Raw genomic sequence first — 20,695 nt, 5'->3', positions numbered from 1 at the left:
GGCGCGTTTTCTTTGCAGACGGGCCCCGGGCCGGACAACCCGCAACAGAGCCGCCGACCTGACCCTTCGGTCCGCTAGTTGATGCTGATGGTCCTGAACTCGTAGCCGTTCGGGTGGCGCGAGATGGAGTATTCGAAGGCCGTGCCGTCGTCGAGGTATCCTACCTGCTCGACCTCAAGCATGGGGGAGTCTCTCGAAATGTTTAGCCATTCCGTCTCGTCTTTTGTGGGGAGCACGGCACGTACAATGCGGTGTCCGCTTGCCACCTTGAGACCAAGGTCGTTCTCGATGTAGTTGTAGATGGAGTCTTCGAGCGTCTTTACGCGAAGACCCGGAATGATGTTGATGGGCATGTAGGTGTACTCGACCGTGCGCGGCTCGTCGTCCGCGATGCGGATGCGAACGATGTGGTAGCAGAACTGGTCCTCGTCGATGTTGAGCATCGAGGCGATCTCGGGCGGGGGAGTGACGACGCCAAACTCCTTCACCATGCTCTGGACCGTCTGGCCGAGGGACTTGTGCTCGTTCATGAAGCCAGCCATCTGACCGCTTGTCTCGAAGTGGCCGATGCGGCCGCCGAGCAGGGGTTTGATGTTCTTCACGAACGAGCCGGAACCGCGCCTGCGCGAGATGAGGCCGGACGATTCGAGTTCGTCGAGTGCTTTCTTAACAGTGATTTTGCTCACAGAGTAGAGCTCACAAAGGTGCTCGATGGAGGGGAGCTGATCTCCGGGACGATAGGCACCGGTCCGAATCTTTTTTCTCAGGCTGTCTGCTACGGCCTCGTATTTCATAGCCATGATGCCTCCGAACAATATTGTTAGCCACAGTAATTATTGCGGGCTAGCTCCAGAAATGCAGGTATTCATAGCTAATTATTTACCTATACCGCTTACCTATTAATTCCGACCGCTCGGTTGTGGACACCATTACTGAATATTGCAATAAGAAAGCCTATATACAAAATAAATCTGACATACCTAATTCTAATTATCAGTATGCCGGCATGTACGTAATGTATTTGGCAAAAGGAGCACGCATGGCTGAGCAGAAGCTCGCGCTTCCCAAGGACTTCTTCATTGGTGCAGCTCTCTCTGGTCCGCAGACCGAGGGAGAGTGGAACAAAGGCGGCAAGCTCGAGAACCTCTGGGACACCTGGTCCATGGAGAACCTCGACGACTTCTATAATCGCGTGGGCTCCTACGGCGGTAACGACTTCATGGCCAAGTACAAGGAAGACCTTGTCCTCATGAAGGAGCTCGGTCTCGACAACTACCGCACCTCCATTCAGTGGAGCCGCCTGCTCGACGAGAACGGCAACCTCAACCCCGAAGGTGCTGCTTGGTATCACGAGCTTTTCCGCGCCTCTGCCAAGGCTGGTCTCGATGTCTTTGTGAACCTCTATCACTTCGACATGCCGACCTACCTCTTCCGTCGTGGTGGCTGGGAGAGCCGTGAGGTTGTCGAGGCTTACGCCCACTACACCGATGTCGCCTTCCGCGAATTTGGCTCCGAGATCAAGTACTGGTTCACCTTCAATGAGCCGATCGTAGAGCCGGAGCAGCGCTACCAGGAGGGCGTCTGGTACCCGAAGCTTCACGACTACGGCCGTGCCCGCACTGTGCAGTACCACATCTCGCTCGCTCACTCACTCGGTGTTGCGAACTTCCGTGCCGCCCAGGCCGAGGGCGCCGTTCGTGCTGATGCAAAGATTGGTATGATCAACTGCTTCACTCCGACCTACACCAAGGAGAACCCCTCCGAGGCTGATCTCGAGGCTGTTCGCATGACCAGTGGCATCAATAACCGTTGGTGGCTTGACCTCATTACTAAGGGCGCTCTGCCCCAGGATGTGCTCGACTCGCTGGAGGAGGGCGGCGTCCGCCTGCCCGTCCGCGCTGGCGACGCAGAGATTCTCGCCCAGGGCGTGGTCGACTGGCTTGGTTGCAACTACTACCACCCCACCCGCGTCCAGGCTCCGGCCAGCAAGGTCGATCAGTATGGCTTGCCGCACTTCGCCGACGAGTACGTCTGGCCCGATGCTGTCATGAACGAGAGCCGTGGCTGGGAGATTTATCCCGAGGGTCTCTACGACTTCGGCATGGACTGTGCCAAGAACTACCCCGAGCTCGAGTGGTTTGTCTCCGAGAACGGCATCGGCATCATGGACGAGTACAAGAATCGCGACGAGCAGGGCCGCGTCATTGACCCGTACCGCGTCGATTTCGTGCGTTCTCACCTTGAGGCGGTCTCCCGCGCCATTGCCGACGGCGCCAAGTGCCGCGGCTACCACTACTGGGGCCTCATCGATAACTGGTCTTGGTCGAACGCCTTCAAGAACCGCTACGGATTTGTGGAGGTCGACCTCATGGACGGCTACAAGCGCCGCCCGAAGCAGTCGGCCGAGTGGCTCACGAAGGTCGCGACGTCGCACGTCATCGAGTAACTAGTGCACGACCTGCGGGCCGGGGAAACGAACAACTCGCAGGATAACAAGGAAATGGCCAACACATACAGATTGGAGAACAATCATGGCCAATGAGAAGGGGCGGGCATTCCTCGACAAATTTGCCGCGGTGTCCGCAAAGGTAGGCAATCAGGTGCACCTCAGGTCGCTCCGTGATGCCTTCGCGACGATTACGCCGCTCTACATTCTGGCTGGCATCGCCGTCCTCGTGAACAACGTCATCTTCCCGCTGTTCCCGCTCGACGAGACGACGCTTGCCAACCTCCAGACCTGGGGCTCCCAGCTTACGCTTGGCACCCTCAACGTCTCGGCTCTGATCCTCGCTGGCCTTATCGGTTACAGCCTGGCTACGAACAAGCGCTTCGAGAACCCGCTCTCCTGCGTGGTTGTCGGCATTGCTTCGTTTGTCATCATGATGCCGCAGACCATCACCGCTAGCCTCGCTGCCACCAGCGAGCTGCTCACCGATGATGTCACCTCCGCTGCCGTTACCGGCGCTCTTTCCACCAGCAACACGGGCACCAACGGCCTGTTCGGCGCCATCATCATCGGCCTTCTTGCTGTCACGCTCTTCATCAAGATCAGCGGCGTCGAGAAGCTCAAGGTGAACCTCGGCGAGGGCGTGCCCCCCGCGGTCTCCAAGTCCTTCAACGTGATGATCCCGATGCTGCTCACCCTTTCGGTCTTCGGCATCGTGGCCGCCCTGCTCAGCGTCTGCGCTGGCACCGACCTACTCACGATCATCTCCACCTTCATCGCCACCCCGCTTAAGAGCATCATGAACGCTGGTCCGTGGGCTGTTGTGTTCATCTACACGCTCGCCAACCTGCTCTTCTGCGTCGGCATCCACCAGTCCACCATCTCTGGTGCTACGGTCGAGCCGATCCTGACGATGCTCATTGTCGACAACATGGCCACCTACGCCGCCGGCGGTGCCATCCCGACCGACCACTACATGAACATGCAGATCATCAACAGCTTCGCCCTTATGGGTGGCTCTGGCTGCACCTTCATGCTCCTGCTCGACACCTTCCTGTTCTCGAAGTCCAAGACGAGCAAGACCGTTGCTTCCATGTCCATCCTTCCGGGCCTTTTCAACATCAACGAGCCGGTCATCTACGGTTACCCCGTCGTTTACAACCTGCCGCTGATGATCCCGTTCGTGCTTCTCCCGGATCTGTTCATCATCGCCACCTATGGCCTGACCTGCGCCGGCATCATCTCCCCCTGCATCGCTCAGGTGCCCTGGACCACGCCTCCCGTGCTGTCCGCTCTGCTGGCCACCGGCTTCGACTGGCGTGCCGCTGTGTGGCAGGTCGTCGAGATTGCTATCGGTATGGCTGTCTACCTGCCCTTCATGCGTATCTCTGAGCGCGCGACCGCTCAGCAGGCCGAGGAGTCCCAGGCTCTTGAGGCCTAAGCGAAAGCCTTAGGATCAAGACGGGGCCGGGAAGCGTCCCGGCCCCGCTCATTGCCCTGTAGGGGCGAAAAAACAAAGGAGTGCACTATGAAGAAGATCATGCTTTGCTGCAACGCCGGTATGTCTACCAGCCTTCTCGTGCAGAAGATGCAGAACGACGCCAAGACCCGCGGTCTTGACGTCGAGATCGAGGCTCGTCCGCTGAACGAGGCCATGGACAAGATCGGCGAGGCCGACGTTGTCCTTCTTGGCCCCCAGATTGGCTACACCAAGGGTGATTTCGAGAAGGCTACCGACAAGCCGGTCGAGGTTATCCCGATGATCGACTACGGCCGCATGAACGCTACTGGTATCAACGACTTTGCGTGCAAGCTGATGGGGGAGTAAAGATGGCCGAGAGCGATAACGAGGTCCTCGAGGCTTCCGGTGACGGTGCTCAGAGCAGCATGGATTTGCTCATTGCCGACTGCTTCCAGATCATCGCTAGCGTCGGTGTTGCCAAGTCGAGCTACATCGGCGCTGTGCAGCTTGCCAAGGAAGGCAAGTTCGACGAGGCTGCTCAGTCTATCGCCGACGGCGACCAGGCCTTCAAGGAGGGCCACGATGTTCACCTGAGCCTTCTTCAGCGCACTGCCGCTGGCGAGTCCATCCCCTTCACGCTCATTTTGCTCCACGCCGAGGATCAGATGGCTGCTGCGGAGACATTCCGCGTCGTTGCCAACGACTTTATCGACGTCCACAAGGAGCTGGCCGAGCTCAAGGGCAAGCTCTCCTAGGAAGTGAGCAAAGCAATGGCTGCAGCGGATATAAGACTCGGCGCGCTTGAGGCCGGCGGTACCAAGATGGTCTGTGCGGTTGGCACGGCCGACGGTACTGTTCTTGAGCGCGAATCATTTCCGACGCTCACCCCTGGCGAGACCCTTCCGGGCTTGGTCGAGTGGTTTGAGAGTCGTGGCGTTGCTGCCCTGGGCATTGGCGCTTTTGGCCCGACACGCGTCGATCCCAAGGCCGCGGATTTCGGCGCCATTCTCGAAACGCCTAAGGTTGCGTGGCGCGGCTGCCAGCTGAGAGATGCGTTTGCCGAGAAGCTCGGCGTGCCGGTCGGCTACGACACCGATGTCAACGTCGCGTGTCTTGGCGAAGCTACCTTCGGTAGCTGCAAGGGCCTCGATGACTGCGTGTACGTGACGATTGGTACCGGCATCGGCGCCGGCGTCATGTGTGGCGGAAACCTGCTGCATGGCATGCTTCACCCCGAGGCCGGCCACATGCTCGTGACGCGCGTTGCGGGCGATGAGGGTCCGTGCAAGTGCCCGAGCCACGCGAGCTGTCTTGAGGGTATGGCTGCGGGTCCTTCCATTGAGTTGCGCTGGGGCAAGCCCGCTGCGGAGCTTGTTGAGCGCAACGAGGTGTGGGAGCTCGAGGGCGACTATCTTGCACAGATGTGCATGAATCTTATTCTGTGCTATTCGCCAAAGCGCATTGTTCTTGGCGGAGGCGTAATGCACCAAGAGCAGCTGTTCCCCATCGTGAGGAAAAAGACGCTCGAATACCTTGGAGGCTATATCTCGGCTCCCGAGCTCGAGGATATCGACTCCTACATAGTGCCTGCGGGATGCGGAGGCGACCAAGGAATACTTGGATGCCTAGAACTCGCAAGACGCGCACTCTAGCAAAATACGGCGGCGACAACCCCCAGTCGTTGCCGTTTTTTGTGCCGCGCCGCCAAGAAAACGCGCCGAGTTGGTGCGCGCGGGGCCGCGCCGCCAAGAAAACCGCTTCAGTTGGTGCGCGCGGGGCCGCGGCGCAAAGAAAACGCGCCGAGTTGGTGCGATTGGGACCAACTCGGCGCGTTTTCTTTGCAAACGGGCCCCAACCCGACCAACTCGCCCCGTTTTCTTTGCAAACGGCCCCCAAACCGACCAACTCGCCCCGTTTTCTTTGCAGCTAGCGGAGGCCTGCAAGTGGTGACTGGCTCGGGGTGCATGCGCGGGAACGCGGCGAGAAGGACGGCGAGTCATGAAGCCGGCGACCCGCCGCCCAGGATGATGTGCGGCCCGTGCCTGTCACCAATTGCTGGCCGGACATCCGGCGACGCAGACCTGTCACCAATTGCTGGCCGGACAACCCGCAACAGAGCCGCCAACCGAATGCCCCTAACATCGCGAAGGGCGCCCACGGGGGCGCCCTCCAAGCGGCCTTTGCGTTGCCGTGATTTGTGTTGCCCTACCTGCGGCGCCTGATCGCCTTCGCGCCTGCGAGGGCCGAGCCGCCGGCGAGCAGTGCCGCGGCGGTCGTCGTGGTCACGTCGGCCTCGCCCGTGGCGGGGACGGAGGGCTTCTTCTTGCTGGGCTCCGCTTTCTTGTCGTCGCCGCCGGCGGGCACGGGTGCGACGACCTTCTCCCACTGGGCGACGAGCACGATGTCCGCGTCGTTGGGCGAGAGCTCGGCGCAGGTGGCCTCGGCGGTCACGTCCGTGTCGCCGCACTTCCAGCCGAGGAACCTGTAGCCCGCGCGGGTCGGCGCCTCGACGCCCTCGAGCACCTTGGAGTCGGAGCTCAGACCCGTCTTGGCTGCGATGACCGAGTCGCCGGTCTCGGCGAAGGTGACGCTGTAGGAGAGCGCCTCCCACTGCGCGGTTAGCTTGACGTTCGTGTCGTTGGGCGAGAGCTGCGCGAGGGTCATGTCGGCGGTCACGTCCACGTCGCCGCACTTCCAGCCGAGGAACCTGTAGCCCGCGCGGGTGGGCGCCTCGACGCCCTCGAGCACCCTCGCGTCGGGTCCCAGGCCCGTCTTCCCGCGCACGTCCGTGCCACCGGCGGAGTCGAAGGTGACGCTGTAGGAGAGATCCTCCCACTGCGCGTAAAGGGTCACTTCGCCGTCTTCTTCGCTGCTTAGATTAATAGCCTCCTGCGCGTCGGTGAATTCCTCATCGCTCCCGTCGCGGGCAAGCGTCCAGCACTTGAACTTCGCGCCGGCCTTCGTGAGTGTGTTTGGAGAAAGCTTCTGCGGCGAGTCGTAGGTGAACTCCTGCGCCGCCATGGTTCCGGTGCCGCCGTTGGGGTCGAACGTGACTGTGTAGAGGTTCGCGGCGCTGTGCGCGGTAATGGACGTCTTCCCGTTTACCGTGATGGCCTGCGAGCCCAGCGCGGCGTCGCCGCCTTGCCAGGTTGGGTCGGTGCCCGTGGCGGTGTATTTCGAGAAGTGATACCCGGTGTCGTGCTTGGAGACCGCTATGTCGCGCGTTGAGCCCACGGGCACGTCTGTGAGTACCGCGGTCGAGCCGCTACTGCTCGTAAACGCAGACTCGCAGTGCTCGTCGCCCACGACCTGCACGTCGCAGTATTCGAGCCATGCAATACCGGTGCCGTCGCTTTCCACATCGATGGTCTTGCCCGTGGTGTCGAACCCCACAAGCGAGACGTCGTATACACCCGAGGGAATATCGCTCACGGTGTACACACCGGGCGTCTGCGCATCTTCGTCGAAGTAGCCGAAGATGCCCTCACTGTCAGAGAGCATCAAGTCGTTGGCAAGCCCCGATGCCGGCACGCCGTTTCGCGTGACCACAATGCTCACGTGGCCCAGGCCGGCCCACATGGCCGTGAGGCTGTCGCCCGTGGGCTTGCCGTCCGCGCTAAGCGTGCACAGGTTGGTCACCATCGCGCCGTCTCGCCACATGTTGGGAATCGCTAGGTCGTTCGTCCAGCCAAGGAACGTCTTGCCAGCGGGCGCCATGAACGTCGACGCGGTGAGGGTCGCCGGCTCGTCAAACGTCATCTTTTGCGTGTACGAACTGCCGCCGGCCTCGCCGCCAACAAACGTCACCGTGTACTCGAGAGGTTTCCAGGTGGCATACAGCGTCGCGACGCCGGGGCTGCTTTCCTCGAGGTCGCTCACCGGGGCACCCGCCTCGATGCGCGTGCCGGTGCCGTCGGCCTTGGTGTTCCACGCGACAAACTCGTATCCGGGCAGCGAATATCCGCAGGTAGGCGTCTCGAACCAGTTGCCGTGCTTGAGGTCGGCCATGGTTTCGGTGCTGCCCGCCATTGCGGTGCTGGCGTCCGCGGGCTTGTTCGAGTCGAACTTCAAATCGTAGGAGTTCGGGATCCAGTTCGCGTACAGCGAGACGCTTTCCATGCCGCCTTGGGCCCACTTGCCGTCAGCGTCGGTGATATAGCTGCACGAGGGCAGCAGGGTCCCGTCGGCTTCCGCGATTTTTGCCGCTTTAAGTGCTGTGAGGGGGGACGCGTCGTAATAGCCCTCCAGCACATTGTTCGCACGCGTCGGCGCAACAAGGATCGTGAGCGAGGTATCGCCCTTGCATACGGTGGCCATGCCGTCGGTGCCGCCCTGGCCGTCTATCGTTACGAGGCAAGATCTAGCGCCGGCGTTATTCGAGGTTCCCTCTACGCCGGCAAGCGCTGCCGTCGGAATGATGAGTGCCAGCAGGAACGTGGCGACGAGCGCAGGGAGCTCGTGCGACAGGAGCTTGCTGGCATGAGCATGAACCTCGCGCCGGTGGAGGACCGTGTTGACCTCTCGCGCGCCAGGAAGGTGTCCTTCGGGCAGATCGCAACGCTGGGCGCGGGCCTCGCGAGCGTCCCCGAGACGTTCAGGACCGTCACGAAGACCACCACGGTCGACGGCGGCGGCACGCTGCTGAGGGCGCTCGACGCGTCCAACAGGCCCATAGATATCTCGAGCCTCTTCATGCGCAAGAGCGGCGCGCTCGCCGGCACCCACTTCGGCAGCTACTACGACAAGGGCCTCCACCAGGCCACCCTCGTCAAGGCGGGCCCCCAGGTCGCAACCGTCACGACCACCGTCCCCGTCGACCCGATGACGCTGGCCATCGCCGTCGCCATGGCCGAGATCAACCAGAAGCTCGACGACATCCAGAGGACCGTCGACGACATGTTCGACTACATGAAGCAGCGCGACAAATCCAAGATGCGCGCCAACCTGAAGACCCTCTCCGGCTACATCAACGACTACGCGCAGAACTGGGATAACCAGCGCTATCTGGATAGCGCGCGCAACGACGTGCTGAACATCCTAAGGGAATCCCGCGCCAACATGGACTTCTACCGCGGCCAGGTCAGGAAGAAGCTCGCCGACAAGGCTCCGGTTGAGCTGCGCAGCATGGTCGAGGCGCGCCTGGATGGCGTGCTGGACAGCCTGAAGGACTATCAGCTCGCCTGTTACACCTACGCGTTTTCTTCGTTCATGGACCCGATGCTTTCCGAGAACTTCAGCCGTGAGAAGCTCGAGGGCGTGGCGGGCAACATCGAGGCGATGTCCATCGAGTACCGAGAGCTTTACACGCGCTGCTACAACGCGCTCGAGGAAGGCGCCAAGGGTTCTGTTGACGCCAATGTGCTGGGCGGCCTTTCGAAGGCCGGCAAGCTTCTCAGCGGCGCCATAAAGTCAACGCCCCTTGGCGACGCCACCCTAATCGACGAGGCGCTCGATGATGGTGCTGAGGCTCTTGGGGACTTTAACAGGGCCGAGAACAGCCGCCTGCTCAAAAAGCTCCACCAGGCCAAGTCCCCTGACGTGGAGCCCTTCCGCGAGAACGCCCTGACGGTCTGCTCGATCTACAACGATTCCAGCCAGCTTCTGACCGATGGTGAGAACATCTATCTGTTGCCGGAGGACGGGGAGTAGCGATGGGTGCCGGGAGTGCGGAACGGTGCGCAACCAATTTTTAGGAGGAACATATGAGTGAAGAAGAGAGAAATAGCACGGGGCGCTATTTTGCCACCAAGGGAGTGGTGTGTCGCAAGCTGACCGCTTTGGGTATGCCGTTTGTGGTATTCATTACGGCGCTTGCTACGGCCGGCGTTATTTTCGGCGGTCTCCGATTTTATAACTGGCTTACTGCGGACCACACGGTCATCGGTAATGACTCGATACGTGAGGAGGTCCGCAACACGGAGATCCTCCAGCCGTCTGAGTACAACTTCACTCAGATCCTTTATCTGTCGGATTCCGGAAACCCGTTCAATTGGAATAACCCGATCACGTCAAAGCTGTACATCGCCACAATCGATGGATCGATCCCCATTTTGTGTGACCTCAGTCAGGTTGAGCCAGAGGTAACAAGGGACTTGGACGATAAGCCCACTGAGGTGAAGCTCAGCGTTCCCTATTGCTATGTTGGCGACGTGTCCCTTGATGAGGCGACTGTCAAGAAGTACGTCGAGCAGAACGGCGCGCTGAACATAAATCCGGTGACAGCTGATGACGTGACTAACTTGAGGAAGCAGGCACAGGAGGAACAGGTTGCCAAGCTGAGGGCCAGCGGCTATCTGGAGACTGCGGATGCCCACGTGGAAGAGCTGCTCGCGAGCAGGGTCAAGAGCCTTTGTGGTGCCAACGTTAAGGTGAGTTTCACTCGCACCGGCGAGTCCGAGAGCACCTATGGCATGGAGGCTCAGACGGCGGGCGCTCAGTAGCAGCATCCTTGCTCAGATGCACACGAACCGCCCTGGTTGAACCCGGGGCGGTTATTTGTATCCCATCCTGATCGACGCTCGACCGTCGTCATTGAATGTTGTTCAAGCGTTGAACGATGGGGCCGTACGCGCTCCCCATAAGTTGAATTTAGCGGCCCAAGCGCGAGGTCGCTTCCTGCTGCCTCACGCTGGCTGAGTGTTACCATAAAACAAGCATTCCGCTCTGTAGTGTGCCGGCGATTTGCAAGAAAGTTCATTTCCTGTCAGCTATGGCTTTCGGTGCGCCGTGGGCCCGGTTGAGGCCCTGCGAACTGGAGGTCTTATGGAGCATATATCCACGTTGTCGCTCCACCTTGAACCGCCGAAGGATTTCGACGTGAGAAGGCTGGACGCATGCTCTTTGGGTCCCATGCTGCAAAGCGTTCTTTTGGATAACGCGGACGCAGCGTATGCCGCACACATGCACGAGACGGGGTTCAATCCGTATAGCCAGTACTGCTACAAAGACGTCGACGGCGGCATCGTCTGGCGCGTGAGCACCCTCAACGACGAGGCGTCCCTGCGCTTGATCGTACCGGCAAGAAGAATCGAGGGCTTTAGGCTGCGGAACCTCGATACTGTATTTACGGTCTCGAAGCAGGTATGCGAAACCGAGAGTCTGTCTTGCCTGCTCGGGAAGCTTGAGGGCGGCGAAGACTCTTCGTTTCGCGTGCAACTCGTCACGCCGACGGCTTTCAAGAGCAAGAATCGCTACGTCATCATGCCCGATGTGCGCCTAATCTTCCAGAACCTGCTCATGCGATACAACCAGGTCTATTCTGGCGAAGGCGAGGCGGATCCCGAGACGATCTCGTATATAGCCGAGCACACGTCCATTACCTCGTATAACCTGCGCTCCCACTATTTCCCCCGCACGATGGGGGCGCGGGACAAGATCCCCGCCTTCGAGGGAACCATGACGATTCATATCTCGGGCCCGCAGTCGCTGCGGGGGCTTGTGTCCATGCTGCTCTCGTTCGGCGAGGTGGCCGGTGTGGGCATCAAAACGGCTATGGGCATGGGAGGCATGCGCCTGTTGCCGACCGGGCAAAGGCGGGGGACGACAAAGCTAGGAGGGTCTGTTGGATAACAAGACGGTTCTATATTTCGGGTCGCTCCTGCACGACGTCGGCAAGGTCGTATACCGCGGCATGTCGGCCCAGGGTACCCACTCGCGCCTTGGCGCGGAGTTTGTGGGTAGGGAGGTGGCCGCGCTTAACGATGCCTTCGAGACGCCCGAGGGCAAGGCGGTCGTCGAACAGATTCGCTATCACCATGCGAGGGAAATGGCCTCCTCGGCGTCCCTAGGTGCCGATTCACTCGCCTACATAACGTACTTTGCCGACAACATCTCCGCTGGCATGGACAGGAAAAACGAGGGCGATGAGGACGCCGCTGCGCGCTTCGACCGTAACGTCAACTTGCGGAAGATCTTCAACATTCTCAACGGGCGCCACGGTGACGCCGAGATTCCGCATCGCGACTACAACGAGATCCGCGAGCTGCTGAAGAAGCACCTCTCAGGCATCCAGATCGCCCAGCAGGAGGTAAACTCACTCCTCAACGTCCTCGAGGCGACGACAAGCGACGTCCCGTCGTCGACGAACATCTCAGAGCTGGTCGACGTCTCGCTGTACGACCACGCCAAGACGACGGCCGGGCTCGCCGCTTGCATCTACGACAGCTTCGAGGAGAAGGGCGTGAGCGATTACCGGGCCGCGCTCTTTGGCGGCAGCGCTTCGAAGCCGTATTACGACGAGGAGCTGTTCCTGCTCACGACGTGCGACATGAGCGGCATCCAGGACTTCATTTACAACATCAGCGGCTCGGGCGCTCTGAAGCAGCTCCGCGCGCGCAGCCTCTACCTGGAGCTCATGATGGAGCACGTCGTCGACGAGCTGCTGGAGCGGCTCGACCTGTGCAGGGCGAACGCCCTCTACATCGGCGGGGGCCATGCGTATCTGCTGCTCCCCAACACGCGGCGCACGCTTGAGGCGCTGCAGAAGTTCCAGGAAGGGCTGAAACGCTGGTTCATCGACGAGCACGGTACGGAGCTTTTCGTTGCGTTTGCCAGCATGCCGTGCAGCGCGAATGACCTTGCGAACGAAGGTGCCGACAAGCAGCGCTTCTCGCGTCTGTTTACGGGGCTTTCCGCGAAGCTCTCTGATGCCAAGGCCGCCAGGTACGCTGCGGCCGATATTAGGCAGCTGAATTTTGGGGGAGCACTTCTCGACACGGGCAGAGAGTGCCGCGAGTGCCACCGGTCGGGCACCCTGGTCAAAGACGGCGAGATGTGCGCAACGTGCAAGTCACTTCACGACATCTCGGCCGAACTCGTCCGCAAGGACGTGTTCGCCGTGTTCGACGAGCGGCCCGAGGGGGCGGCATCAAACGCCGCACAGCTCGCGTTGCCTTTTGGCAGGACGCTGGTCCTGTACGACCGCGACACATACCTCAAGAAGAGCCCCGAGGTTAAGCGCCTGTACACCAAGAACTCGTGGGATGCGGGCCTGAGCCTGTCCACCCATATCTGGCTAGGCGACTACACAGCCGACATGCAGGGGAAGGGCTTCTCCTCCTACGCCGAGCAAGGCGAGACCTTGGAGGAGGGGTGCGGCATCAAGCGCCTGGGCGTGCTCCGAGCCGACGTTGACAACCTCGGCGCGGCTTTTGCGAGCGGCATCCCGGCCGATAAGGCCTCCATCAGCCGCACGGCAACGCTCAGCCGTGCCCTGAGCTACTTCTTCAAGCACAAGATCAACGACATCCTGGCCGCGGGGAATTACAGGGCGCAGGTCATCTACTCGGGCGGCGACGACCTGTTCATCGTGGGTAACTGGAGCGACATCCTGTACGCCGCACTGGACATTCGCAAGGCCCTGCGCGAGTTCACGGACAACGACTCGCTGACCATCAGCGCGGGAATCGGCATGTTCGACGAAAAGTACCCCATCGCGCGCATGGCCGCGGAAACGGGCGAGCTCGAGGACGCGGCGAAGATGCATGCCGAGACGGACGGGCAGGGCAACGTGCGCCTAAAGGACGCGGTCGCGCTCTGGCGTGCCGATTCTGTGTTCAGCTGGGCCGACCTGGCGGACGTCATCGAGCCGCGCATGCGTGAGGTGTCCGAGGTTTTCCAAGCCCAAGACAGGGGCAAGGCTTTCGTGTACAAGATGGTTTCGTTGCTGCGTAACTACGACCAGGTGGTCTCGGCTCCTCGGCTTGCCTACCTGCTCGCGCGTAGCTTTGAGAACGACAAGCAGAACAGGGACGCCCTCTGCAGCAAGTTCTACGCATGGGCGGCCGACGAAAAGCAGCGCCGATGCCTTATCGCGGCGCTTGAGTGGCACGTGTACGGCATTAGGGAAAGGTGATGAAGAGCATGGTGAACAGTAGCGTGACGCTGCATCTTGCCCCCAAGACCGCAATCAGCGGGGGAAACTACGTGCAAGCTGCCGAGGTGATAGTCTCGAGCGCGAAGAACGGAGGGCAGGACTCGTGGTTTAAAAGCCTGTCTATGTCGAAGCTCCGCGGCATCTACGGCCTCATCACCAACGTGTACACGCGCGTCAACAAGCCCGAGGACCTCGAGGCCAACATGGGCGATCTCCAGTACATCAAGGTGAAGATGGCCTATGAGGCGGGCCGCGAGAAGGCGGTCAAGGACTTCCTCAGCTCTACGGGCCTCATGAATGCGCTCGACGACGTGAAAACATACGATCAGTTCATCCTGTACTGCCGCTATGCGGAGAGCTTGGTCGCGTACTTTAAGTTCTACGGTGGCAGGGAGTACGGAGGCAGGGAGTAGTCATGGCATACACGAAGATTAAGATCCAGGGCACCATCGAAGTGAAGACCGGCCTCCACATCGGCGGCGACGACTCCTTCAGCGCAATCGGCGCCATCGACTCGCCCGTCGTCCGCGACCCGCTCACGCGTGACCCCGTAATCCCCGGCTCCACGCTCAAGGGAAAGATGCGCGCCCTGTTGGCGCGCGAGATGGGCACCGTACCGGCTGGGGGTAGAGGGGGTTTCGAGAACGACTGCCGGGAGATCAAGCGTCTCTTCGGCTCCAGCCAGAAGGGCAGCGACGCTGCGGGCGCTGGCATGCAGATGTCGCGCCTGCAGTTCAGCGATTGCTTCATGCGGAACAAGGACGACCTGCCCCAGATTTTTGAGAACAAGTTCGAGAACACCATCGACCGTCTGACCTCGATTCCTAACCCGCGCCAAATCGAGCGCGTCGTGCGCGGGGCAAAGTTCGGCTTCGAGATTATTTACAACGTCGAGAACCCCGACGAGGTCGCTGAAGACTTTAAGAACATCGCGACTGCCATGAACCTGCTCGAGAACGATTACCTCGGCGGTGGCGGCACACGCGGCAACGGACGCGTCTGCTTCACCGACGTGGCCGCCGCCGTTGTGACGGGCGACGCAGATTTCCCGGTCCCGGAGCTGAGGTAGGCCATGGCCGAGCGAATCATAAAGCTGTCGTTCGCCGGTCCCGTGCACTTCGGCTCGCGGCGCCTGAGCGACGGTACGTACACTTGCGATGCCGCGACCTTGTTCAGCGCCCTGTACGTCGAGGCGATGCGAGCGGGCTGCGCCGACGAGCTGCTGCATGCTGCCAAGGTCGGCGATCTTCTGCTGAGCGACGCGTTCCCCTACATTGGCGAGGAGCTATATGTCCCTAAGCCTATGGTGAGCAACGTCCGCTCTGACGCAAAGCAGGCCACGGCATCCGACTCGCGCGAGCGCAAGGCCAACAAGAAGCTTAAGTACATCCCGCTCTCCGCCCTGAATGACTTCCTGTCTGGCGATTTCGACTTCATTGGCGCCCTTGAGCGATTCGAGCTCGGCACATCCTTCGCGCGCACGAAGGTGAACCTCACCAGGGAGACAAGCGACGACGCCGAGCCGTACCACGTCGGGGCCTTCTCATTCAACCCCGGCTGTGGCATCTACTTCGTGGTCCGCGGCGTCTACGACGCAGCCCCGCTGTTCGAGCAACTCGGTTACTCGGGTATCGGCGGCAAGAGGACGAGCGGTTACGGGCGCTTCTCGGCTCGCGTGGAGAATGCCGGGGGCTTTCGGTTCGCAGACGCTCCTTCGGGAAGGGCGATGCTCCTCTCGTCGAGCTGCCCCAAGGAACGCGAGCTCACCGACGAGCTGGTTGACGGCGCCAAGTATCACCTGGCCCGCAAGGGTGGTTTCGTCCAGTCCACAACTCATGCCGATAGCTTCAGGAAGAAGCGCGACATGTGGGCGTTCACCCCGGGTTCGGTGTTTCCCCACGGCTTCGATGGCGACGTGTTCGACGTCAATGCGACGCCCGGCTCGCATCCGGTATACCGCTATGCCCGCGCGATGTGGATGGAGGTGTAGTCATGGCTGTCCGTCACTACCGCCTCGAGTTCGAAACCGCAGGCCCCGTGCACATCGGTAACGGCAACCGCTATGGCAAGAAGGACTACTACGCGAGCGGCAACGACATCGTCGTCCTAGATACGCGCAAGTTCACATCGCTGCTCGATGCCCGTCAGATTGACAGGTATTGTGAATTCCTTGGGAACGGCAGGGACGAGTTGCAGGACTTCCTGCAGGGAAACCCCGACATGCGGAAACTCGCTGAGAAATCCGTCGCGTACAAGGTCGACTCTCCCTTGGCCCAAGCGCCGGGAGGCTCCGGGCATCGCCACGACGTATGGGAGTTCGTTAAGGACCCGTACGGCAACCCCTACGTGCCCGGCTCGAGCGTGAAGGGAATGCTGCGTACCGCCATCCTGCTGAACATGCTGCTAGACGACAGAAGCTATCGCGCGCTCTACGACCCCGTGATCGAGCAGAGCCCGAGGAGCATCCGCAGGCCGGACGCGAGCATCATGAAGCGCGCGTTCTTCAAGGAGCGTCCCAGCAAGGACGACCCGAACATTGCAAACGACATCATGAAGTACGTGTCGGTTGCGGACTCCGAGCCCCTCTTGACCGCCGACCTGGTGTTCGCGAAGAAGTACGACCTTTTCTCAAAGGACGATCTCGTCGACCATAAGCGTGATATGGGTCGGCTTACGCGACGTGAGGGCAACGGGCTCGATGTCTACCGCGAGTGCCTGCGCCCCGGCACTAAGGTCTTGGTCGAAATCACGGTCGACGATCGCATAGACGGCTACCTCGACGGCATCACGCTCGACGCACAGGGCATCAGCTCTGTGCTGCAGAGGGCGTTCGACTTCTACTCCGAGAGCTTTCTCAGCCACTTCAACCAACTGGAAGAGAGCGACTCCAAGGCGTCCCCTGTGGCTTCCGACGGCCTCTGCCAATATGTCGTGCAGTCCGGCCCGCTCGCCGGCAGGCGTTGCCGCAACCAGGCCATCGACGGCACGGGGTACTGCAGGACGCACCAGGAGTATGCGGGCAAGCAATCGGCATCTGCGGAAGTTGTCTGCTATCTGGGCGGCGGCGTCGACTTTATGAACAAAACCGTGGTGAGCGCCCTGTTTGGAACCGAGGACGAGAGGCTGCACGCCGTATCGCGAATCCTCTACAAACAGTTCCCCTCCAGGATCGACCGGTCGAGGCACGAAGCCCTGTGGAGAGAGGTCGAGCAGGCGGGGTTCCAGCCCAGACCCTTTAGCGCGCGGTTCAAGAAAAACGGGCGCCTGGCCAAGGCAAAGGACGACCACCGCCACTGGCAAGACGAGCAGCTGGGTGTTGCGCCTCATACCATGAAGTACTGCATCGTCGGCAATAAGAAATATCCCATGGGCAAGTGCACACTGCGCATCAAGGAGGTATAAGTGACGACCCTGTTTTCTCCCGTCGGTACCGCCGACCCCATCACCATCCTCGGCGACGGGCCGATGCTGCACATAGTGCGGATGAGGCGACCGGAGAAGGTCGTGCTGTTCCTGTCCCCGAAAATGGCCGGCTACCAGGAGAGGGACCAGCGCTACACGCGTGCGATCGAGTTGCTTTCGTCGAGCGAAGGCCTCGCCGTGCCCGAGATCCATCTCATCGAGTCGGATAACCAGGAGGTGCATCGCTTCGACCTGTTCATGGACGAGTTCGAGGACATCCTGAGGGACCTTGTGGCTAGTGGAGAGCGCGTCCTGGTGAATACGAGCTCCGGCACCGCTGGGATGGCGCAGGCTCTGGTCGCGCTGGGGTCTTTTGGTCGCTTGGATATCGAGCTGCTGCAGGTGACGACCCCTCGCAACGACACGAACGAGAAAGACGACAGGGAAGACCCCGACAACTACGACCTGGAGTCGCTGTGGGACCTCGATTGCGATTCTGCGGACGGCTCGACCAACAGAGTCTCAACCGTGCAGACGCCGAACTTTGCTGAGCGCCTTCTGCGCGAGAACGTGAGCTCGCTGTGCCACAGCTATGAATTCGAGGCGGCCAACGAGCTGGTTCAAAAGATGACCAGCGCAAGCGATAAGACGAAGCAAATGGTTGCCGCGGCCGCAGCACGCCTGAACCTCGACGGCAACTTGTCCGCCAAGGTTTTCGGGGGAACCGAGCTGAGCTACAAGTCCAATGACCTGCTGCTCGAGTACCTCTACGTGATGGAAGCCCGTCTGAAGCAGGGCCACTACGCGGAGTTTGTGCGCGCGCTGTCGCCTGCACTCACGGAGCTCATGAGGAAGTACTTGCAGCCATATCTGCCCGACAAACGTTACATGGTGAAAAAGCGCAGAGGCAGCGACGAGGTGTACGCGTACAACATAGATGCCATTCGCGAAGACAAGAAGCTGTCCGACACTTTGAACATTGCCTATCTTGATAAAAAAGCGCCCTCGTATATCAACAATGTTGCATTCATGAGCCTCGTGAAAGCGTATTGCAAGGATGACGTTGCTGTTCGGAAACTAGAGCAATTGCGTGACGTTGAGTTCGCGGCGCGGAATTCGTTGGCCCATACTCTCCGCGTTTCGTCGCGAAGCTCGATAGAGAAGCAATGCGGTACCCCTCTTGATAGAACAATGGCTCTCCTGTTCGAGCTGCACGGTTCGGCAAATCCCGGCCTGTATGAGCGGATCGCGGATGCCATCGATGCAAGCCTGAACGGCGCAAGGGCATAGCCGTGGCTCACGTCTACTTAATGGAAAACGGCGCGAAGCTCGGGTTTTCGCAGGGCCAACTGGTCGTGAAGCCCGGCGGCGATAAACCCGAGCGCAGATTTCCTTTCTGCAACGTCGAGAGCGTAAACGTGCTCGGGGGCTCGCAGATAACGACGCAGCTTGTGCGCGAGTGCCTCTCGGCCAACGTGCCCATCGCTTATTTCACCGAGGACGGGCATTACTGTGGCATGACCTCTTGTTTGGATCACGTCGATCCGCATCGACAGCGCCAACAAGCCCTGCTCACATGCAATGACGAGTTTTGCCTGAACTGGGCGAAGACCGTGGTGGAGGCAAAAATCAACAACAGCCTGCAGTTTCTTGCGTCCGTGGGCGACCTCTACGTTTTCTCTGAGGACGAGCTCGGCGGCTTACGCCATTCGGAGCACTATGTGCGGCAGGCTTCCACGGTGGACGAGGTGCTAGGGTTCGAGGGCAATGCCGCGAAGTGCTACTTCCAGTGCTACGCAAAATTACTGCATGGAACGGAATTCTCCTTTGGCGGACGCAAGACCCGGCCGCCGAAGGACCCCGTTAACGCGATGCTGTCGTATGGCTACAGTTTTCTCCACCGCAGCATAATCGGCGCCATCGAGCGCCACGGGCTCCATCCGTATTTTGGCTTCATGCACAAAATGAAGCGCGGCCACGCAACCTTGGCGTCCGACCTCATCGAGGATTATCGAGCACTTTTGGTCGACAAGATTGTGCTCGGGCTTGCCGGCTCGGGCGAGGTAAGCCCCGCTGATTTTACGGTTGCGGCTACCGGGGCGGTCTACTTGCCGCGGCCTGTTATGGAGAAGCTGACTAACCTACTCTCTTCGGCTTTGGCAGACAAGGCCCGGTACTGCCAGGCATACGGCGACGGCTACCAGTATGGCTTCCAGGCGGCGCTCGACAAGAAGCTCTGCACGGTCATTGCCGCGATCGATTCTGCGGATGCATCGCTTTACCAGCCGTTTGTATGGTCGGTTGAGCAATGACGGAGCTTGCTAAAACAGAACGCTCGTTCGGCAAGGTCGCTGGGGTGTCGCCTGCCGAGAACAAGTTTTATGTGCTCGTGATGTTCGACGTGTCGGATCGCAAGAAATACACGCTCCTCGTAAAACATTTGAAGCGCTATGGCTATCGGATCCAGAACTCCGTGTTTGAAGGGCACTTGAAAATGTCCGACTACAAGGCTCTTGTGATCGGCATCGAAAAGCTCATGCGCTCTGAGCGCTATTTCGATGCAAACGATAGGGTAAGGGTTTACAGGGTATCGAGCTCTTGCGATGCGGTGATATTTGGCGACTGCGGATACGAGAGCATCGATCTGAGCGAGAACCTGTTTATCTGACGGTATACTTAACCCATGGGTGCAAATACAGCTGATATGGATAAATTTTATTATTATTGCAGCTAAACTAGCGCAGTGTCCATACCGTTGATCGCCCCTATTCCCCGCGAGGGGACGGAAACGCTCGAATAGCTCGCCTGTAGAGGTTTCCTATCGTTCGATTCAAGTTGATCGCCCCTATTCCCCGCGAGGGGACGGAAACTCTCGCCAATCTTGTGATGCTTCTCAACCTCTGGTTCGAAGTTGATCGCCCCTATTCCCCGCGAGGGGACGGAAACTTGCTGAGTCGAACGCGCGGGGTGCTGAAAACCTGGTATGTGTTGATCGCCCCTATTCCCCGCGAGGGGACGGAAACTTAGAGGACCGTGAAAGTCTCCGACGGCGAGCCAGCTGGTTGATCGCCCCTATTCCCCGCGAGGGGACGGAAACTTGCAGACAAAGTAACGGATCCCATCCGTCTTCATGAGTTGATCGCCCCTATTCCCCGCGAGGGGACGGAAACACGTTCTCGTTGGCGATGCCGAATCCCCTCTTGCGGATGTGTTGATCGCCCCTATTCCCCGCGAGGGGACGGAAACTTGCCCATGTCGAGGTTGAAGTCGTCCGCCTCGTAGGTTGATCGCCCCTATTCCCCGCGAGGGGACGGAAACATGCTCCTGATCGCCTCGTATGCGAGGGTGATCGGTTGATCGCCCCTATTCCCCGCGAGGGGACGGAAACCGAGCGCGTCATACAGAAGGCCGTGACGAGGGCCGGTTGATCGCCCCTATTCCCCGCGAGGGGACGGAAACTTGCTGAGTCGAACGTCATCCCAGACCTCCCCGGTCACGTTGATCGCCCCTA

Annotated in this window: 18 protein-coding genes and 1 CRISPR repeat array; of the genes, 16 read left to right on the top strand and 2 right to left on the bottom strand. The window is 60.0% G+C overall.

Going from position 1 to position 20,695, the window contains the following annotated elements; all coding sequences use genetic code 11:
• Positions 1–74: 74 nt before the first annotated feature.
• Complete coding sequence (locus U5709_RS01610; RefSeq protein ID WP_321970928.1) at positions 75–800, bottom strand: GntR family transcriptional regulator; 726 nt, start codon at positions 798–800, stop codon at positions 75–77.
• A gap of 239 nt (positions 801–1,039) precedes the next feature.
• Between U5709_RS01610 and U5709_RS01605 the strand changes: the two genes are divergently transcribed.
• The 5 genes from U5709_RS01605 to U5709_RS01585 all read left to right on the top strand — a co-directional run bounded on the left by U5709_RS01605 (position 1,040) and on the right by U5709_RS01585 (position 5,560).
• Positions 1,040–2,446, top strand: coding sequence for a glycoside hydrolase family 1 protein (locus tag U5709_RS01605; RefSeq protein ID WP_321970927.1), 1,407 nt, complete (start codon positions 1,040–1,042; stop codon positions 2,444–2,446).
• A gap of 85 nt (positions 2,447–2,531) precedes the next feature.
• Positions 2,532–3,887 carry a PTS sugar transporter subunit IIC gene (locus U5709_RS01600; protein ID WP_321970926.1) on the top strand — a complete coding sequence of 452 codons (1,356 nt, stop codon included), beginning with the start codon at positions 2,532–2,534 and terminating at the stop codon, positions 3,885–3,887.
• Between the two features lie 87 nt (positions 3,888–3,974).
• The gene (locus U5709_RS01595; RefSeq protein WP_321970925.1) at positions 3,975–4,274 is read left to right on the top strand and encodes a PTS sugar transporter subunit IIB; all 300 of its coding nucleotides are present in this window, start codon (positions 3,975–3,977) and stop codon (positions 4,272–4,274) included.
• A 2-nt stretch (positions 4,275–4,276) separates the two neighbouring features.
• A complete protein-coding gene (locus U5709_RS01590; protein ID WP_321970924.1) occupies positions 4,277–4,663 on the top strand; it encodes a PTS lactose/cellobiose transporter subunit IIA in 387 nt (128 codons plus the stop codon).
• A gap of 15 nt (positions 4,664–4,678) precedes the next feature.
• Positions 4,679–5,560 (top strand): ROK family protein, encoded by an 882-nt coding sequence (locus tag U5709_RS01585; RefSeq protein ID WP_321970923.1) that lies wholly within the window; start codon positions 4,679–4,681, stop codon positions 5,558–5,560.
• Positions 5,561–6,113: 553 nt separating this feature from the next.
• Here U5709_RS01585 and U5709_RS01580 read toward each other — a convergent pair.
• Positions 6,114–8,225, bottom strand: coding sequence for an InlB B-repeat-containing protein (locus U5709_RS01580; protein ID WP_321972615.1), 2,112 nt, complete (start codon positions 8,223–8,225; stop codon positions 6,114–6,116).
• Between the two features lie 162 nt (positions 8,226–8,387).
• Here U5709_RS01580 and U5709_RS01575 point away from each other — a divergent pair, with 162 nt between their 5' ends.
• The 11 genes from U5709_RS01575 to cas2 all read left to right on the top strand — a co-directional run bounded on the left by U5709_RS01575 (position 8,388) and on the right by cas2 (position 19,852).
• Complete coding sequence (locus tag U5709_RS01575; protein WP_321970921.1) at positions 8,388–9,557, top strand: hypothetical protein; 1,170 nt, start codon at positions 8,388–8,390, stop codon at positions 9,555–9,557.
• 53 nt (positions 9,558–9,610) lie between these two features.
• Positions 9,611–10,348, top strand: a complete 738-nt coding sequence (locus tag U5709_RS01570; RefSeq protein ID WP_321970920.1) for a DUF4230 domain-containing protein — start codon at positions 9,611–9,613, stop codon at positions 10,346–10,348.
• A 322-nt stretch (positions 10,349–10,670) separates the two neighbouring features.
• Positions 10,671–11,477 carry a CRISPR-associated endoribonuclease Cas6 gene (gene cas6 / locus U5709_RS01565; protein WP_321972614.1) on the top strand — a complete coding sequence of 269 codons (807 nt, stop codon included), beginning with the start codon at positions 10,671–10,673 and terminating at the stop codon, positions 11,475–11,477.
• On the top strand, positions 11,470–13,761 hold the full coding sequence (gene cas10 / locus U5709_RS01560; RefSeq protein WP_321970918.1) for a type III-A CRISPR-associated protein Cas10/Csm1: 2,292 nt from the start codon (positions 11,470–11,472) through the stop codon (positions 13,759–13,761). Before cas6 ends, cas10 begins: the two co-directional genes overlap by 8 nt.
• A complete protein-coding gene (gene csm2, locus U5709_RS01555; RefSeq protein WP_321972613.1) occupies positions 13,761–14,195 on the top strand; it encodes a type III-A CRISPR-associated protein Csm2 in 435 nt (144 codons plus the stop codon). The genes cas10 and csm2 overlap by 1 nt, the downstream gene beginning before the upstream one ends.
• 2 nt (positions 14,196–14,197) lie before the next feature.
• Positions 14,198–14,851 (top strand): type III-A CRISPR-associated RAMP protein Csm3, encoded by a 654-nt coding sequence (gene csm3 / locus U5709_RS01550; protein WP_321970916.1) that lies wholly within the window; start codon positions 14,198–14,200, stop codon positions 14,849–14,851.
• A gap of 3 nt (positions 14,852–14,854) precedes the next feature.
• Positions 14,855–15,772: a type III-A CRISPR-associated RAMP protein Csm4 gene (gene csm4 / locus U5709_RS01545; protein ID WP_321970915.1), complete on the top strand. Its 918-nt coding sequence runs from the start codon at positions 14,855–14,857 to the stop codon at positions 15,770–15,772.
• A gap of 2 nt (positions 15,773–15,774) precedes the next feature.
• Positions 15,775–17,184, top strand: a complete 1,410-nt coding sequence (gene csm5 / locus U5709_RS01540) for a type III-A CRISPR-associated RAMP protein Csm5 (protein WP_321972612.1) — start codon at positions 15,775–15,777, stop codon at positions 17,182–17,184.
• Positions 17,185–18,474 carry a type III-A CRISPR-associated CARF protein Csm6 gene (gene csm6, locus U5709_RS01535; protein ID WP_321972611.1) on the top strand — a complete coding sequence of 430 codons (1,290 nt, stop codon included), beginning with the start codon at positions 17,185–17,187 and terminating at the stop codon, positions 18,472–18,474.
• A 2-nt stretch (positions 18,475–18,476) separates the two neighbouring features.
• On the top strand, positions 18,477–19,496 hold the full coding sequence (gene cas1 / locus U5709_RS01530) for a CRISPR-associated endonuclease Cas1 (protein WP_321972610.1): 1,020 nt from the start codon (positions 18,477–18,479) through the stop codon (positions 19,494–19,496).
• Positions 19,493–19,852, top strand: coding sequence for a CRISPR-associated endonuclease Cas2 (cas2, locus tag U5709_RS01525; protein ID WP_321970911.1), 360 nt, complete (start codon positions 19,493–19,495; stop codon positions 19,850–19,852). Before cas1 ends, cas2 begins: the two co-directional genes overlap by 4 nt.
• 86 nt (positions 19,853–19,938) lie before the next feature.
• Positions 19,939–20,643: a CRISPR direct-repeat array (repeat unit 36 nt; unit sequence GTTGATCGCCCCTATTCCCCGCGAGGGGACGGAAAC).
• Between the last annotated feature and the right edge of the window lie 52 nt (positions 20,644–20,695).

Origin of the sequence: Paratractidigestivibacter sp. (genome assembly GCF_963660155.1) — a bacterium.
Classification (GTDB): Bacteria; Actinomycetota; Coriobacteriia; order Coriobacteriales; family Atopobiaceae; genus Paratractidigestivibacter.
Note: the sequence above shows the minus strand (reverse complement) of the source record. Positions and strands in the feature narration are given on the sequence as shown.

Coding starts and splice junctions, on each gene's coding strand:
- U5709_RS01610 (WP_321970928.1), bottom strand. CDS start 800: ATGGCTATGAAATACGAGGCCGTAGCAGACAGCCTGAGAAAAAAGATT.
- U5709_RS01605 (WP_321970927.1), top strand. CDS start 1,040: ATGGCTGAGCAGAAGCTCGCGCTTCCCAAGGACTTCTTCATTGGTGCA.
- U5709_RS01600 (WP_321970926.1), top strand. CDS start 2,532: ATGGCCAATGAGAAGGGGCGGGCATTCCTCGACAAATTTGCCGCGGTG.
- U5709_RS01595 (WP_321970925.1), top strand. CDS start 3,975: ATGAAGAAGATCATGCTTTGCTGCAACGCCGGTATGTCTACCAGCCTT.
- U5709_RS01590 (WP_321970924.1), top strand. CDS start 4,277: ATGGCCGAGAGCGATAACGAGGTCCTCGAGGCTTCCGGTGACGGTGCT.
- U5709_RS01585 (WP_321970923.1), top strand. CDS start 4,679: ATGGCTGCAGCGGATATAAGACTCGGCGCGCTTGAGGCCGGCGGTACC.
- U5709_RS01580 (WP_321972615.1), bottom strand. CDS start 8,225: ATGGCCACCGTATGCAAGGGCGATACCTCGCTCACGATCCTTGTTGCG.
- U5709_RS01575 (WP_321970921.1), top strand. CDS start 8,388: ATGAGCATGAACCTCGCGCCGGTGGAGGACCGTGTTGACCTCTCGCGC.
- U5709_RS01570 (WP_321970920.1), top strand. CDS start 9,611: ATGAGTGAAGAAGAGAGAAATAGCACGGGGCGCTATTTTGCCACCAAG.
- cas6 (WP_321972614.1), top strand. CDS start 10,671: ATGGAGCATATATCCACGTTGTCGCTCCACCTTGAACCGCCGAAGGAT.
- csm2 (WP_321972613.1), top strand. CDS start 13,761: ATGAAGAGCATGGTGAACAGTAGCGTGACGCTGCATCTTGCCCCCAAG.
- csm3 (WP_321970916.1), top strand. CDS start 14,198: ATGGCATACACGAAGATTAAGATCCAGGGCACCATCGAAGTGAAGACC.
- csm4 (WP_321970915.1), top strand. CDS start 14,855: ATGGCCGAGCGAATCATAAAGCTGTCGTTCGCCGGTCCCGTGCACTTC.
- csm5 (WP_321972612.1), top strand. CDS start 15,775: ATGGCTGTCCGTCACTACCGCCTCGAGTTCGAAACCGCAGGCCCCGTG.
- cas2 (WP_321970911.1), top strand. CDS start 19,493: ATGACGGAGCTTGCTAAAACAGAACGCTCGTTCGGCAAGGTCGCTGGG.